This window comes from Pseudomonas ulcerans (genome assembly GCF_036324125.1).
GTDB classification, from domain to species: domain Bacteria; phylum Pseudomonadota; class Gammaproteobacteria; order Pseudomonadales; family Pseudomonadaceae; genus Aquipseudomonas; species Aquipseudomonas ulcerans.
In genome coordinates, this window is record NZ_JAZDQN010000006.1 from 217452 (window position 1) to 232281 (window position 14830).

At 63.2% G+C, this 14830-nt stretch carries 17 protein-coding genes; 8 read left to right on the forward strand and 9 right to left on the reverse strand.

Annotated features, from left to right (window positions below; translation table 11 throughout):
- The first annotated feature begins 78 nt into the window (after positions 1-78).
- From V0R59_RS08350 to V0R59_RS08365, 4 genes are read left to right on the forward strand one after another with little or no spacing between them, the layout of a single operon-like run.
- Positions 79-672, forward strand: coding sequence for an aminodeoxychorismate/anthranilate synthase component II (locus V0R59_RS08350; RefSeq protein WP_330074394.1), 594 nt, complete (start codon positions 79-81; stop codon positions 670-672).
- 9 nt (positions 673-681) lie between these two features.
- Positions 682-1731 carry an anthranilate phosphoribosyltransferase gene (gene trpD / locus V0R59_RS08355; RefSeq protein ID WP_330074395.1) on the forward strand — a complete coding sequence of 350 codons (1050 nt, stop codon included), beginning with the start codon at positions 682-684 and terminating at the stop codon, positions 1729-1731.
- A complete protein-coding gene (gene trpC / locus V0R59_RS08360; RefSeq protein WP_330074396.1) occupies positions 1728-2561 on the forward strand; it encodes an indole-3-glycerol phosphate synthase TrpC in 834 nt (277 codons plus the stop codon). Before trpD ends, trpC begins: the two co-directional genes overlap by 4 nt.
- Positions 2562-2610: 49 nt before the next feature.
- A complete protein-coding gene (locus V0R59_RS08365) occupies positions 2611-3315 on the forward strand; it encodes a lipoate--protein ligase family protein (RefSeq protein ID WP_330074397.1) in 705 nt (234 codons plus the stop codon).
- On the opposite strand, the gene crp is transcribed toward V0R59_RS08365, so the two are convergent.
- Positions 3312-3956 (reverse strand): cAMP-activated global transcriptional regulator CRP, encoded by a 645-nt coding sequence (gene crp, locus V0R59_RS08370; protein ID WP_330074398.1) that lies wholly within the window; start codon positions 3954-3956, stop codon positions 3312-3314. The two genes, V0R59_RS08365 and crp, sit on opposite strands and share 4 nt — an antisense overlap.
- A gap of 192 nt (positions 3957-4148) precedes the next feature.
- Here crp and V0R59_RS08375 point away from each other — a divergent pair, with 192 nt between their 5' ends.
- Positions 4149-4571 (forward strand): OsmC family protein, encoded by a 423-nt coding sequence (locus V0R59_RS08375; protein WP_262131203.1) that lies wholly within the window; start codon positions 4149-4151, stop codon positions 4569-4571.
- Positions 4572-4575: 4 nt separating this feature from the next.
- On the opposite strand, the gene V0R59_RS08380 is transcribed toward V0R59_RS08375, so the two are convergent.
- The 6 genes from V0R59_RS08380 to hemJ form a co-directional block, all read right to left on the reverse strand.
- The gene (locus V0R59_RS08380) at positions 4576-5616 is read right to left on the reverse strand and encodes a DUF2157 domain-containing protein (protein ID WP_330074399.1); all 1041 of its coding nucleotides are present in this window, start codon (positions 5614-5616) and stop codon (positions 4576-4578) included.
- A 6-nt stretch (positions 5617-5622) separates the two neighbouring features.
- Complete coding sequence (coq7, locus tag V0R59_RS08385) at positions 5623-6270, reverse strand: 2-polyprenyl-3-methyl-6-methoxy-1,4-benzoquinone monooxygenase (RefSeq protein WP_330074400.1); 648 nt, start codon at positions 6268-6270, stop codon at positions 5623-5625.
- A gap of 65 nt (positions 6271-6335) precedes the next feature.
- On the reverse strand, positions 6336-6674 hold the full coding sequence (locus tag V0R59_RS08390; RefSeq protein WP_330074401.1) for a histidine triad nucleotide-binding protein: 339 nt from the start codon (positions 6672-6674) through the stop codon (positions 6336-6338).
- 72 nt (positions 6675-6746) lie between these two features.
- Positions 6747-7520 (reverse strand): SDR family NAD(P)-dependent oxidoreductase, encoded by a 774-nt coding sequence (locus V0R59_RS08395; protein WP_330074402.1) that lies wholly within the window; start codon positions 7518-7520, stop codon positions 6747-6749.
- A gap of 72 nt (positions 7521-7592) precedes the next feature.
- Positions 7593-8549 carry an NAD(P)H-dependent flavin oxidoreductase gene (locus V0R59_RS08400; RefSeq protein WP_330074403.1) on the reverse strand — a complete coding sequence of 319 codons (957 nt, stop codon included), beginning with the start codon at positions 8547-8549 and terminating at the stop codon, positions 7593-7595.
- A gap of 30 nt (positions 8550-8579) precedes the next feature.
- The gene (hemJ, locus tag V0R59_RS08405; protein ID WP_330074404.1) at positions 8580-9005 is read right to left on the reverse strand and encodes a protoporphyrinogen oxidase HemJ; all 426 of its coding nucleotides are present in this window, start codon (positions 9003-9005) and stop codon (positions 8580-8582) included.
- Positions 9006-9144: 139 nt separating this feature from the next.
- On the opposite strand from hemJ, the gene argC reads away from it, so the two are divergent.
- Both argC and erpA read left to right on the forward strand, forming a co-directional pair.
- Complete coding sequence (gene argC / locus V0R59_RS08410) at positions 9145-10179, forward strand: N-acetyl-gamma-glutamyl-phosphate reductase (protein ID WP_330074405.1); 1035 nt, start codon at positions 9145-9147, stop codon at positions 10177-10179.
- 142 nt (positions 10180-10321) lie between these two features.
- Positions 10322-10672 carry an iron-sulfur cluster insertion protein ErpA gene (erpA, locus tag V0R59_RS08415; RefSeq protein ID WP_330074406.1) on the forward strand — a complete coding sequence of 117 codons (351 nt, stop codon included), beginning with the start codon at positions 10322-10324 and terminating at the stop codon, positions 10670-10672.
- 57 nt (positions 10673-10729) lie between these two features.
- Here the strand turns inward: erpA and V0R59_RS08420 are convergent, their stop codons facing one another.
- The gene (locus tag V0R59_RS08420) at positions 10730-11821 is read right to left on the reverse strand and encodes an anhydro-N-acetylmuramic acid kinase (RefSeq protein WP_330074407.1); all 1092 of its coding nucleotides are present in this window, start codon (positions 11819-11821) and stop codon (positions 10730-10732) included.
- A gap of 3 nt (positions 11822-11824) precedes the next feature.
- On the reverse strand, positions 11825-13252 hold the full coding sequence (locus V0R59_RS08425; RefSeq protein WP_330074408.1) for a peptidoglycan DD-metalloendopeptidase family protein: 1428 nt from the start codon (positions 13250-13252) through the stop codon (positions 11825-11827).
- A gap of 212 nt (positions 13253-13464) precedes the next feature.
- Here V0R59_RS08425 and tyrS point away from each other — a divergent pair, with 212 nt between their 5' ends.
- Positions 13465-14664, forward strand: coding sequence for a tyrosine--tRNA ligase (gene tyrS / locus V0R59_RS08430; protein WP_330074409.1), 1200 nt, complete (start codon positions 13465-13467; stop codon positions 14662-14664).
- The last annotated feature ends 166 nt before the right edge of the window (positions 14665-14830 follow it).

Here is a 14830-nt window from a genome sequence, read left to right on the forward strand (position 1 = left end):
GACCGGGGTGGGCGGCACTGCCTATCGGCAGTCGGGAAGGCAGCCATTCAAAGTCAGTATTCAAGAGGTTGAACCCAGATGTTACTGATGATCGACAACTACGACTCCTTCACCTACAACGTCGTCCAGTACTTCGGCGAGCTGGGTGCCGAGGTCAAGGTCATTCGCAACGACGAACTGACCATCGAACAGATCGAAGCCCTGCAGCCTGAGCGCATCGTCGTTTCCCCCGGTCCCTGCACCCCGACCGAGGCCGGCGTGTCCATCGCCGCCATCCATCACTTCGCCGGCAAGCTGCCGATCCTCGGCGTGTGCCTGGGCCACCAGTCCATCGGCCAGGCCTTCGGTGGCGAGGTGGTGCGCGCGCGCCAGGTCATGCACGGCAAGACCAGCCCGGTCATCCACGAGGACAAGGGCGTGTTCGCCGGCCTCAACAATCCGCTGACCGTGACCCGTTACCACTCGCTGGTGGTCAAGCGCGAGACCCTGCCGGACTGCCTGGAAATGACCGCCTGGACGGCCTTCGAAGACGGTTCCGTCGACGAGATCATGGGCCTGCGCCACAAGACCCTGAACATCGAGGGCGTGCAGTTCCACCCTGAGTCGATCCTCACCGAGCAGGGCCACGCGCTGTTCGCCAACTTCCTCAAGCAGACCGGCGGCCACCGCTAAGGATCGAGCATGGATATCAAGAATGCATTGAGCCGGATCGTCGGCCACCTGGACCTGTCCACCGAGGAAATGCGCGACGTGATGCGCCAGATCATGACCGGCCAGTGCAGCGAGGCGCAGATTGGCGCCTTCCTGATGGGCATGCGCATGAAGAGCGAGAGCATCGACGAAATCGTCGGCGCCGTCTCGGTGATGCGTGAGCTGGCGGACAAGGTCGAACTGAACACCCTCGACGGCGTGGTCGATATCGTCGGCACCGGCGGCGACGGCGCCAATATCTTCAACGTCTCCACCGCTTCGGCCTTCGTTGTCGCCGCTGCCGGCTGCACCGTGGCCAAGCATGGCAATCGCGCGGTCTCCGGCAAGAGTGGCAGCGCCGACCTGCTGGAAGCCGCGGGTATCTACCTGAACCTGACGCCGGTGCAGGTGGCCCGCTGCATCGACAGCGTCGGTATCGGCTTCATGTTCGCCCAGACCCACCACAGTGCGATGAAACACGCCGCTGGTCCGCGTCGCGACCTGGGTCTGCGGACCCTGTTCAACATGCTCGGCCCGCTTACGAATCCGGCCGGTGTGAAGCACCAGGTGGTCGGCGTGTTCACCCAGGCCCTGTGCCGTCCGCTGGCGGAAGTGCTGCAGCGCTTGGGCAGCAAGCATGTGCTGGTGGTGCATTCGAAGGATGGCCTGGACGAATTCAGCCTGGCCGCGCCGACTTTCGTCGCCGAACTGAAGAACGGTGAAATCACCGAATACTGGGTCGAGCCGGAAGACCTAGGCATGAAGAGCCAGAGCCTGCACGGCCTGGCGGTCAGCGGTCCGGAAGAATCGCTGGCGCTGATCCGCGACGCGATCGGCCGGCGCAAGACCGAGAACGGCCAGAAAGCCGCGGAAATGATCGTCCTCAACGCCGGTGCCGCGCTCTATGCTGCCGACCTGGCGATGACCCTCAAACAAGGCGTCGAGCTGGCCCACGATGCGCTGCACACTGGCCTGGCTCGCGAGAAGCTCGAAGAGCTGGGTGCCTTTACCGCGGTATTCAAGCAGGAGAACGAAGGATGAGCGTGCCGACGGTTCTGGAAAACATCCTCGCCCGCAAGGTCGAGGAAGTCGCCGAGCGCAGTGCCCGGGTCAGCCTGGCTGAACTGGAGCGCCTGGCCGCAGCTGCCGACGCGCCGCGCGGTTTCGCCAATGCACTGATCGAGCAGGCCAAGCGCAAGCAGCCTGCGGTGATCGCCGAGATCAAGAAGGCTTCGCCGAGCAAGGGCGTGATCCGCGAGAATTTCGTTCCCGCCGAGATTGCCGTCAGCTACGAGAAAGGCGGGGCGACCTGCCTGTCGGTGCTGACCGATGTCGACTACTTCCAGGGCGCCGACGTCTACCTGCAGCAGGCTCGTGCCGCCGTGCAGTTGCCGGTGATCCGCAAGGACTTCATGATCGATCCGTACCAGATCGTCGAAGCCCGTGCCCTGGGCGCCGACTGCGTGCTGCTGATCGTCTCCGCCCTGGACGACGTGAAGATGGCCGAGCTGGCCGCCACCGCCAAGAGCGTCGGTCTCGACGTGCTGGTGGAAGTGCATGACGGCGACGAGCTGGAGCGCGCGCTGAAGACCCTCGACACGCCGCTGGTGGGGGTCAACAACCGCAACCTGCATACCTTCGAGGTCAGTCTGGAAACCACTCTCGACCTGTTGCCGCGCATTCCCCGGGATCGCCTGGCCATCACTGAGAGCGGCATCCTCAACCGGGCCGATGTCGAGCTGATGGAAATCAACGAGGTCTATTCCTTCCTGGTGGGCGAGGCGTTCATGCGTGCCGAGCACCCTGGGGTGGAGCTGCAGCGCCTGTTCTTTCCCGGACGGGTGGTGCCAGGCCTGAACGGGCTGGACTGATCGATTCGAAGCCGGCGTTTGCCGGCTTTTTCATTTCAGGAAGAAAGTCATGAGCGAACAACCAGTAGCCGTAACCGTCGAGGCCGGGTTGCATGCCGAGCAGGATCTGCTGGCGGCGGTGTGCAAGGGCGAGCGCGATCATGGAGTGCTGTTCTGGCGCCCGACCGACCGGGCGCTGGTAATGCCGCGGCGCATGAGCCGGCTTGAAGGTTTCGAGGCTGCCTGTGGCGAGCTGGCGGTTGCCGGCTGGCCCGTGTTGCTGCGGGAAACCGGTGGGGAGCCGGTGCCACAGTCGCCGGCAGTGATCAACATTGCCCTGGTCTACGTGGCGCCGCGCAGCGAAGGTGATCAGAACCGCATCGAGAGTGCCTACGAGCGCCTGTGCCTGCCGTTGTGCGAGGTGCTGCGGGAGTGGGGCGGGGTGGCGTCGGTGGGGGAGATCGAGGGCGCGTTCTGCGACGGACGCTACAACGTCAATCTCAACGGCCGCAAGCTGGTCGGCACGGCCCAGCGCTGGCGTCAGGGCCGTGAGGGCAAGCGTCCGGTGGTGCTGGTACATGGGGCGCTGCTGCTGGATAACGAGCGCGAGTCGATGGTTGCGGCGGTCAACCGCTTCAATGAGTGCTGCGAGCTGGAGCAACGCTGTCTGGCCGACAGCCATATCGCCCTGCACGAGGTGGTACCCGAGGCACCGCTGCTGGAGCGGCTGGCCCAGGCCTACGCCCGGACCATCGCGGCTATTCCACAGGATTAACGGGTGCCGTAGACCACCATGGTCTTGCCCTTAACATCCACCAGGTTGCGTTCTTCAAGGTCCTTGAGAACGCGACCGACCATTTCCCGCGAGCAACCGACGATACGTCCGATTTCCTGGCGGGTGATCTTGATCTGCATGCCGTCCGGGTGGGTCATGGCATCCGGTTGCTTGCACAACTCCAGCAAGCAGCGGGCGACCCGGCCCGTCACGTCGAAGAACGCCAGGTCGCCGACCTTGCGCGTGGTGTTGCGCAGGCGCTGGGCCATCTGGCTGCCCAGGGCGTAGAGAATGTCCTGGTCCTGGCGCGCCAGTTCGCGGAATTTCTCGTAGCTGATTTCCGCTACCTCACATTCGGTCTTGGCCCGCACCCAGGCACTGCGCTGCTGTTCCTTGCCCGCTGGTTCGAAAAGTCCGAGTTCGCCGAAGAAGTCGCCGCTGTTGAGGTAGGCGATGATCATTTCCCGACCATCGTCGCCTTCGATCAGGATGGTCACCGAGCCTTTGACAATGAAAGACAGGGTTTCAGCGGTGTCGCCGGCACTGAGGATGTTGCTTTTGGCCGGGAAGCGGCGGCGCTGGCAGTGCGCGAGCAGCTTGTCGACGTTCTTGATCTTGGCTGAAAGTGTTGCGGCAACCATGGTTAAGCCCCGAAATACGCGGTCCGTGAGTATTTATAGTTTTGGGATGGGTGCAAAACGCCATCAATTTGGCGTCAGTTTATCAGACACTGCACCTGTATCGGCATATTTACTCGAACGCTTAAGTCTTTTCGCTTTTGCCGGTAGGGACTAAGCTGGCAGCCATTTTTTTCGAGATGCGGAGAGCGGGTTATGAAGGCGCGTATCCAGTGGGCCGGTGAGGCCATGTTCCTGGGCGAATCGGGCAGCGGCCATGTCGTGGTGATGGATGGTCCGCCCGATGCCGGCGGGCGCAACCTGGGCGTGCGGCCAATGGAAATGCTGCTGCTGGGCCTGGGTGGCTGCAGCAACTTCGATGTGGTCAGCATCCTGAAGAAATCCCGCCAGGCCGTGGAAAGCTGCGAAGCCTTCCTCGAAGCCGAGCGTGCCGACGAGGATCCCAAGGTCTTCACCAAGATCCACCTGCGCTTCGTGGTCAAGGGCCGCGGGCTGAAGGAGGCCCAGGTCAAGCGTGCGGTGGAGCTGTCGGCGGAGAAGTATTGCTCGGCCTCGATCATGCTGGGCCGCGCAGGTGTCGATATCACCCACAGCTACGAGATCGTTGAACTCGGCTGAACCATCAGCGCCGTAGGGCTGGCAGCCATTGCACCAGGCTGGCCGGCAGTGCGGCGCGCAGTTTTTCGCTGAGTCGCTCGCGGTGCTTCTGGTAGAGCAAGCCCAGGCCGATCACCGCCGCGCCGATCAGGCTCAGCACCAGCGGGAACAGGAGCGACTCGGCGAATACCTCGTACGACAGGTAGCCGAGGTAGGCGGCCACCCCCAATGCGCCGAAGACCATGAACATCGGTCGGCGCAACAGCACCGCGACCAGCATCAAGCCCACGTTGACCAGGCAGTACAGCGCCTTGCCCACCTCGCTGTCGCTGTTCATCGAGGTCAGCCCACCCCAGAACGCCAGCAATCCGGCCAGGTAACCCCAGAACGCGTAGTCCCTGCGGGTGCGGCCGTCGATCAGCACGAACACCAGCAGCAAGCCGAGGCCGAACCATAGCGAGACGGTCTGGCGTTGCTCCCAGGTGAACACATCGCCGTAGAACCATTCGCTCAGGTCCATGGACATGAACCACAGGGCCACGGCGATCGGCATGACGATGAACGGGAAGGGGATCAGCCGCAGCATCAGCAGGCCGGCACACACCGTGGCCACTTCCATCAGCAGCCAACCGCCCTGCACGTAGCGGTAGTAGTTGTGATACTCGCCCTGGACATCATCCAGTGGCCAGAAACCTGTCAGGCGCTCGATGGCGAACACCGCCAGCGGCACGATGCTCACCGCCACCGCGGCGAGTACGCCGCCGGGAATCGTCTGGCCCCGGCGTTGCATGGCCAGGCCGGCGCCGGTCAGCAGGGTGATATAGAGAAGGGCGACAGCGAGCAGGGCGCCATCGCCGATGCGCATCCAGGCTTCGCTGAGCAGCCAGCCCATGGCGCCCATGATCAGCAGGGCGCCAAGGTAGAAAGCCACATGGGCCAGCTGGAAAACGGGCTGTTGCTGCGGTTGCCGGCGCAGGAAGTGCAGCAGCGCCTGTTCCTGCTCGTGGCTCAGCAGGCCTGCATCAACCGCACGGGCCAGCTCCCTGGCATCGAAGCGCTCGGCCATGATGGCTCAGATGCGATAGGTGCTTTTGGTCATGACCTTGGCCATCAGGCTCATGCCGAACTTGACCGGGGCCGGGAAGCGGAAACCGCCGGCGTCCAGCGCCATGTCGGCGTGGTGTTCCTCGTCGATGCGCATCTGTTCGAGGATTGCCCGGGACTTCTCGTCTTCCGGCGGGATCTGCTCCAGGTGCTCGTCGAGATGCTTGCATACCTGGTGCTCGGTAGCGGCGACGAAGCCTAGGCTGACCTTGTCGCTGATCAGCCCGGCGACGGCACCGATACCGAAGGACATGCCATAGAACAGCGGGTTGAGGACGCTGGGGGAACTGCCCAACTGGCGAATGCGCTGCTCGCACCAGACCAGGTGGTCGATTTCCTCGTCGGCGGCCTGCTCCATCGCCTTGCGTACTTCCGGCAGCTTGGCGGTCAGGGCCTGGCCCTGATAGAGCGCCTGGGCGCAGACTTCGCCGGTGTGGTTGATGCGCATGAGGCCGGCGATATGCCGGGTCTGCTTGGCGTCGAGCTCGGCTTCGGGCTGGACGATCGCAGGAGAGGGACGGGTAGGTTGGCCGCTGAAGGGCAGCAAGGTGCGCATGGCGGTGTCGGCCTGCAGCAACAAGCGGTCGACCGGCGAGTATTGACGTTCGGTAGCCATCGGGCACCTCCGCAAGAATGTGCCCGACAGTCTAACTCAATCCCCGTGACAGGGCTTGCGCTGGATCAGCCCGGCGGCCAGTGCATCTGGCGCTGGCCGAGGACGTGCATATGGATGTGGTAGACGGTCTGGCCGCCCAGCTCGTTGCAGTTCATCACTACGCGGAAGCCATCCTCGCAACCCAGTTCCTTGGCCAGGCGCTGGGCGGTGAACAGGATGTGGCCGGCCAGCCCCTTGTCTTCCTCGGTGAGGTCGTTGAGGGTGCGGATCGGCTTTTTCGGGATGACCAGGAAATGTACCGGCGCCTGCGGGGCGATATCGTGGAACGCCAGGACCTGATCGTCCTCGTAGATGATCTTCGCCGGGATTTCCCGGTTGATGATCTTGGTGAAGATAGTATCCACAACGCTTCTCCATGGTGGTGGTCGGGCCCGAGTGTACTCAGCCGGCGCGCCGCCGCCCAGTGGCGATTCGCTTCAGCGCGGGCAGTAGGCGCGGTTGATCGCCCCGGCCAGCTTGCGGCTCAGCCAGCGGCCCAGCAGGCGTGGCGCGCGGGCCAGCCAGCGGTTGCGCCGGCCGGGAATGATGATCGCCTGGTTGCGATCCAGCGCGCGCACCGTATATAGCGCCACTTCTTCCGGGCTCAGGCAGCGCTTGCTGTCGTCGAGGCGAGGAATGCGCCGGTTCGCTGAGCGTACCGGGCCAGGGCAGAGCACCGAGACCTTGATCCCGGTCTGTCGGAGTTCTTCCCGCAGGCCTTCGGAGAAATGCAGCACATAGGCCTTGCTCGCCGCGTAGCTGCTCATCCAAGGGCCTGGCGCGAAGGCGGCCAGCGAAGCGACATTGAGGATCTGCCCGCCGCCCTGTACGGCCATGGCGTTGCCCAGGGCATGGCAGAGTCGGGTCAGGGCGAGGATGTTGACCTCGACCAGATCCTGCTCGTCAGCCCATTCCTGGGCGAGGAAATGACCGTACGAACGGATCCCGGCGCAGTTCACCAGCAGGTCGATCTGCCGCTCGCCTTCTTCCAGCTCCAGCAGGAAACCGGACAGGCGCAGCGGTTCGCCGAGGTCGCAGGCACGGAACAGCACCTCCACGCCGAAACGCTGGGTCAGCTCGATGGCCACCGGCTCCAGCATTTCGCGCTTGCGCGCCACCAGGATCAGGTTGCGTCCCCGCCGCGCCAATGCTTCGGCCAGTGCCAGGCCCAGACCGCTGGAGGCACCGGTGATCATGGCGTAACGGGTCATGCAGTTCTCCAGGGACAGGGGCGTTCGAAAGGGCGAGTAGTCTACAGCGAGCGCGGGACAAAGGCTGCCCCGTCAGCGTGGCCAGTGCGTGCCCAGGCGATTCGCCGTCTGCAGCGCCTGGCGGTATTCGGCGTCGAGGCGAGCGATCAGTCGTTCCACGGGCAATTGCTCGTCGATGGCGCCTGCGCCCTGGCCGGCAGACCATACGGTCTTCCAGGCCTTGGCTTCCTCGTGGATTGGCTTGAGCTGAATCTCGCCGCCCTTCGCCAGGTTGGCCAGGTCATAGCCGGCCTTTTCCAGGCTCTGGCGCATGAAGCTGGCCGGAACGCCGGAGACCACAGGGGTGTGCACGATATCGGCAGCCTTGGCTTCCAGCAGCATGGCCTTGTATTCCGCTGGGGCCTGGCTTTCCTGGCTGGCAATGAAGTGCGTGCCGAGGTAGGCCAGGTCTGCGCCCATCAGCTGTGCGGCAAGGATCTCGTGACCGCGGTTGAGGCAGCCGGCGAGCAGCAGGGTCTTGTCGAAGAACTGGCGTATTTCGCTGACCAGGGCGAACGGGCTCCAGGTCCCGGCATGCCCGCCGGCACCGGCGGCCACGGCGATCAGGCCGTCGACCCCGGCCTGTGCGGCCTTTTCCGCATGGCGCCGGGTGGTGACATCGTGGAATACCAGACCTCCGTAGCTGTGCACGGCGTCCACCACCTCCTTGACCGCGCCGAGGCTGGTGATGACCACCGGCACCTTGTGCTCGATGCACACCGCCAGGTCGGCCTGCAGCCTTGGGTTGCTCTGGTGGACGATCAGGTTTACCGCATGGGGCGCGGGGTTCTCCAGGTCGGCCAGGCCGGCGTCGATCTCCTCCAGCCAGGCCTTGAAACCGGCGGTGTCACGCTGGTTCAGCGCGGGAAAACTGCCCATCACGCCGTTGCGGCAACAAGCCAGGACCAGTTGCGGGTTGGAAATCAGAAACATCGGTGCCGCCACCACGGGCAGGCGCAGGCGTTGTTCGAGCAGAGCGGGCAATGACATGGCAGGTTCTCGTGTTGGAGGCGGCTACTGTCAGAACGGCTTGACGACCACCAGAATTACGATGAGCAGCAGAAACACCACCGGCACTTCGTTGAACCAGCGGAAGTAGGTATGGCTGCGGGAGTTCTCGCCGCGGGCGAAGCGCTTCACGTTGGCGCCGCACATGTGATGGTAGCCGGTCAGCAGGAACACCAGTGTCAGCTTGGCGTGCAGCCAGCCCTGCTTCAGCCAGTCCGGAACCAGGTACAGCATCCAGATGCCGAAGACGAACGCGGCGATCATCGCCGGGCCCATGATGAAGCGGTACAGCTTGCGCTCCATGACCACGAAGCGGTCGCGGCTGATCTGGTCTTCGCTGGCAGCGTGGTAGACGAACAGGCGGGGCAGGTAGAACAGCCCGGCAAACCAGCAGACGATGCTGACGATATGCAGGGCTTTGATCCATAGGTAAAGCATGTTTTCTGGTCCTTGGCGATTCACGGTCGTCAGATAGTAGTGGTTACGCGCCGCGCCCGTCATCTCAATGGTTGTGGGCGTCATCCGGGCCCCCTATCATCACTGGTTTTCCAGTCGGTTCGTTGATAGGGGGCAGTACATGGTCAAGGTCGGTATCGTCGGCGGCACGGGTTACACCGGTGTCGAGTTGCTGCGTCTGCTGGCACAGCATCCTCAGGCAGAAGTTGCCGTCATCACCTCGCGCTCGGAAGCGGGCCTGGCAGTGGCCGACATGTACCCGAACCTGCGAGGCCATTACGACGGCTTGGCCTTCAGCGTGCCAGACACCAAGACCCTGGCCGCCTGCGACGTGGTGTTCTTCGCCACCCCGCATGGCGTAGCCCACGCCCTGGCCGGCGAGCTGCTGGCGGCCGGGACCAAGGTCATCGACCTGTCCGCCGACTTCCGCCTGCAGGATGCCGACGAGTGGGCCAAGTGGTACGGCCAGCCGCACGGCGCCCCCGAGCTGCTGAAGGACGCGGTCTACGGCCTGCCGGAAGTCAATCGCGAGCAGATCCGCCAGGCGCGCCTGATTGCGGTGCCGGGCTGCTATCCGACGGCCACCCAACTGGGCTTCCTGCCGCTGCTGGAGGCAGGGATCGCCGATGCCTCGCGGTTGATCGCCGACTGCAAGTCGGGTGTCAGCGGCGCCGGTCGTGGTGCCAGCGTCGGTTCGCTGTTCTGCGAGGCCGGCGAGAGCATGAAGGCCTACGCGGTGAAAGGTCACCGCCACCTGCCGGAGATTCGTCAGGGCCTGCGCCGCGCTGCCGGTGGCGAGGTCGGCCTGACCTTCGTGCCGCACCTGACCCCGATGATCCGCGGCATCCACTCGACCCTGTACGCCACCGTCGCCGATACCTCGGTGGACCTCCAGGCGCTGTTCGAGAAACGCTACGCCGACGAGCCGTTCGTCGACGTGATGCCGGCCGGAAGCCACCCGGAGACCCGCAGCGTGAAGGGCGCCAACGTCTGCCGTATCGCCGTGCACCGTCCTCAGGGCGGTGACCTGGTGGTGGTGCTGTCGGTCATCGACAACCTGGTGAAGGGCGCTTCCGGCCAGGCTGTCCAGAACCTCAACATCCTCTTCGGCCTCGACGAGCGCTTGGGCCTGTCCCACGCTGGCCTGCTGCCTTAACGGCTATCACATCGGGCTGCGAGCGGGACTTATACCTTCCGCTCGTAGCCTGATGCCGCTTCTATAGTTGACCGATTTTCTAGGGGAAGCGGATAATGCGCGCCATCACGCAATGGCGGCATAACGCCGGGAGATATTCAGCATGAGCGTCGAATCCTTCACCCCTTCGGCTTTGCAGTTCACGCACAACGCCGCGCACAAGGTGAAGACCCTGGTTGACGAAGAGGGCAATGATCGTCTGAAGTTGCGGGTTTTCGTGACGGGCGGTGGCTGCTCCGGCTTCCAGTACGGTTTCACCTTCGATGAAGATGTCGCTGAAGACGACACCATCGTCGAGCGCGAGGGCGTGTCCCTGGTGGTCGACCCGATGAGCTTCCAGTACCTGGCCGGTGCCGAGGTGGACTACCAGGAAGGCCTGGAAGGTTCGCGCTTCGTCATCAAGAACCCGAACGCCACCACCACCTGCGGGTGTGGTTCCTCGTTCTCGATCTGATTCGCCGGGATTCTTTGCTGACGCCGCGCTTTTGCGCGGCGTTTTGCTTTCTGCGGTCTACGCCGGGTAGATGGCGCCGAGCACGCGCAGGCCGCGAGCGCCAGTGACGCTGGGGCGGTTGCCGGCGATCCCTTCCAGGCAGCAATGCGCCAGCCAGGCGAACGCCATGGCTTCGACCCAGTCCGGATCAACGCCGAATTCGGCGGTGCTGCTGACCTTGGCGTTGGGCAGCAGGGCAGCAAGACGTGCCATCAGTGCATCGTTGTGAGCGCCGCCACCACAGACCAGCAGGACCTGGGTGTCGTCCTGGGCCTTTTTCAGCGAGTCGACGATGCTCAGCGCGGTCAGTTCCAGCAGGGTGGCCTGGACATCCTCGTCGGCGCAGGCCGGCTGGGTGCTCAGGTGGTGCTGCAGCCACGGCAGGTTGAACAGTTCGCGGCCTGTGCTCTTGGGGCCGGTGCCGGCGAAGAACGGGTCGCTGAGGAAGTTGTTGAGCAGGCCCGGGAGAACCTTGCCGCTGTCCGCCCAGGCACCCTTGGCATCGTAGCCGAGGCCGCGTTTCTCGTTGATCCAGGCGTCCATCAGCACGTTGCCCGGTCCGCAGTCGAAGCCGCTGACCGGCTTGTCCTGTTCGATCAGGCTGAGGTTGCTGAAACCACCGACGTTGAGCACCGCCAGGTGTTCGCCCTGGGCGTTGAAGAGAGCATCGTGGAATGCCGGGACCAGCGGAGCGCCTTGGCCACCGGCGGCGACGTCACGGCGGCGGAAGTCACCCACCACGGTGATGCCGGTCAGCTCGGCGAGCAGGGCGGGGTTGCCGATCTGCACGGTGAAGCCGCGGCTCGGTTCGTGTCGGATGGTCTGGCCGTGGCTGCCGATGGCACGGATGTCTTGAGGGCACAGGTTCTGCGCGGCGAGAAGCTCTGCAATGCCCTGTGCCGCGTGGCGTACCCATTCGGCTTCCGCCAGGGCAGCACGGGCGATCTCGTCGGGCCCGCTGGCGCAAAGGCCGAGCATGGCCAGGCGCAGCGTTTCGGGCATCGGGATGTAGTGGCTGGCGAGTAGCGAAACGCGCGGCGCTTGTTCGATCAAGGCGATGTCCAGCCCATCGAGGCTGGTGCCGGACATCACTCCCAAGTAGAGAGCCATGAGTCAGCGCTTGTTCATGGCAAGCATGGTGGCCTTTTCCTGGTCCATGCGTGCCATCAGTGGCTGGCTCTGCTGCATGAAGCGCTGGCGCTCGGTCTTGGCGATAGGGTCGGCCATCGGCAGTTTCTGGCCCAGCGGGTCGACGTGCACGCCATTCACCTGGAACTCATAGTGTAGGTGTGGGCCAGTGGACAGGCCGGTGGTGCCGATATAGCCGATCACCTGGCCCTGCTTGACGCTGCCGCCAGTCTTCACGCCCTTCGCGAAGCCCTGCATGTGGCCGTAGAGCGTCTGGTAGGTGCTGCCGTGCTGGATGATCACGGTGTTGCCGTAGCCGCCGCGACGACCGGCCAGCAGGACCTTGCCATCACCGGCGGCCTTGATCGGAGTACCGCGTGGCGCAGCGTAGTCGACGCCCTTGTGCGCGCGGATCTTGTTCAGGATCGGGTGCTTGCGGCCCGCAGAGAAGCGCGAGCTGATGCGGGCGAAGTCCACCGGGGTACGGATGAACGCCTTGCGCATGCTGTTGCCATCGGCGGTGTAGTAGCTGGTGCTGCCGGCCTTGTTGGTGTAGCGCACGGCGCTGTAGGTCTTGCCGCGATTGGTGAAGCGTGCGGAGAGGATGTTGCCGGTACCGACTACCTTGCCATCGACCATCTTCTGTTCGTAGATGACGTCGAATTCGTCGCCCTGGCGGATGTCCTGGGCGAAGTCGATGTCGTAGCCGAAGATGTTGGCCATATCCATGGTCATGTTGTGCGACAGGCCGGCACGCTGCGCAGAGGCAGACAGCGAGCTCTTGATCACGCCATGCACGTAGGCGGAGCGGGTGACCGGCTTGGTCACCTCGCGGTTGAAGGCATAACCGTTGGCACTCCTGGTCAAGCGGATGGTTTCGAGATCGCTTACCTTGCTGTGCAGGCTGGCCAGTTGGCCATCCTTGTCCAGTTCGATCTGCAGTACCTGGCCGTGCTTGAGCTGGCTGAACTGCTTCGCCTGCTTGTTGCTGGCCAGCACTTCGTGCACGGCGCTGGCAGGCAGGCCGAGCTTGGCGAACAGCGTCGACAGGGTGTCGCCGCGGGCCACGGTCACTTCACGGTGGTCAGGCTCCTTTGCGGAGGCCTCCTCGGCGACGTCTTGTGCTTTCGGCGTTGGTTCGGCCTTGGCGGTCTCTTCGGCCGGGGCTTCGGCGTTATCGATCTGCGCGAAAGGCGAGGCGCTGGTTTCTTCGCCGGCCAGAGGCTGCTCGGGCTGGGTCTTGAGCTGCTCGGCCGGAGCTTCCAGTTCCAGGTTGAGGGTGGTCCGCTTGGCTTCGACTTCGCTGGACGGGAATACCAGCAAGGCCAGGCTGAGCAATGCGGCGATGCCGCTCGCGGCCAACAGGTGGCTCTTCGGATAAAGCGGAGGCGCTTTAGTCGGTTCGTTGGTCATGGATGAATTGACTTTGAAAAAGATGGAATGGAAAAGATGAATGACATGATGAAGATGAAATAACTGTATAAAATATAACCAAATCCCTTCCAAAGCAAGTCGCTCAGACGTCAGCAAGTGCTACACGGGTCACATCCGGCCTATGATCTTGTAATTGATGGCTGATCTTGTATGGTTGGGGCCCTTTAGAATCTGAGCCTGCGGGTCTGTTTATGAAGTCGGTTGAAGAGCAGCTAGCGCTGATCAAGCGTGGAGCGGAAGAGGTACTGGTCGAGTCCGAACTGGTCGAGAAACTCAAGCGTGGCCAGCCGCTGCGCATCAAGGCGGGTTTCGACCCTACCGCGCCTGACCTGCACCTGGGGCACACGGTGCTGATCAACAAACTGCGTCAGTTCCAGGATCTGGGTCACCAGGTGATCTTCCTGATCGGTGACTTCACCGGGATGATCGGTGACCCGAGCGGCAAGAGCGCTACTCGCCCGCCACTGACCCGTGAGCAGGTTCTGGATAATGCCGAGACCTATAAACAGCAGGTCTTCAAGATTCTCGATCCGGCCAAGACCGAGGTGGCGTTCAACTCCACCTGGATGGACAAGCTGACCCCGGCTGACTTCATTCGCCTGGCTTCGCAGTACACTGTGGCGCGGATGCTCGAGCGCGACGACTTCGACAAGCGCTACACCAGCAACCAGCCGATTGCTATCCACGAGTTCCTCTACCCGCTGGTTCAGGGCTACGACTCCGTGGCGCTGAAGGCGGATGTCGAGCTGGGCGGTACCGACCAGAAGTTCAACCTGCTGATGGGGCGCGAGCTGCAGCGCGGCTATGGTCAGGAGGCTCAGAACATCGTGACCATGCCGTTGCTGGAAGGTCTCGATGGCGTGAAGAAGATGTCCAAGTCGCTGGGCAACTACGTTGGCATCCAGGAAGCGCCGGGGGTGATGTACAGCAAGCTGGTGTCGATCCCTGACACCCTGATGTGGCGCTACTTCGAGCTGCTCAGCTTCCGCTCCATGGAGGAGATCGATGGCTTCCGCGCCGAAGTTGCTGCGGGTGCCAACCCGCGTGACATCAAGATCAAGCTGGCTGAAGAAATCGTTGCCCGTTTCCATGGCGAAGAAGCAGCGGCCAATGCTCACCGTGCTGCGGGTAACCGCATGAAGGATGGCGAGTTGCCGGAAGATCTGCCGGAGGTCGAGGTGACCGCTGCAGAAGACATGCCGATCTCTGCTGTATTGAACAAGGCTGGCCTGGTTAAGAACTCCGCGGCTGCGCGGGATCTGCTGGCGGCAGGTAGCGTGCGCATCGATGGTGAAGTGGTCGATCGAGCCTTTGTTTTCGCCCTTGGCAAGACTCACGTCTGTCAGGCTGGCAAGAAAGCCTTCGCACGGATCACCCTGAAGGCTGAGTAAGAAGGCGCTCTCCCTATATAGATGTCAGTGCTGTTTCAGGGCTGTTTTGAAAAAGTTTCAATTCAGCCCTTGACGCCCCGTTTTATCTCTCTATACTTCGCCCCACTTCCGGCGCAGTCGAAACGGAAAACTCCTTGAATATCAACGAGTTAGGCGTTCCAGGTGG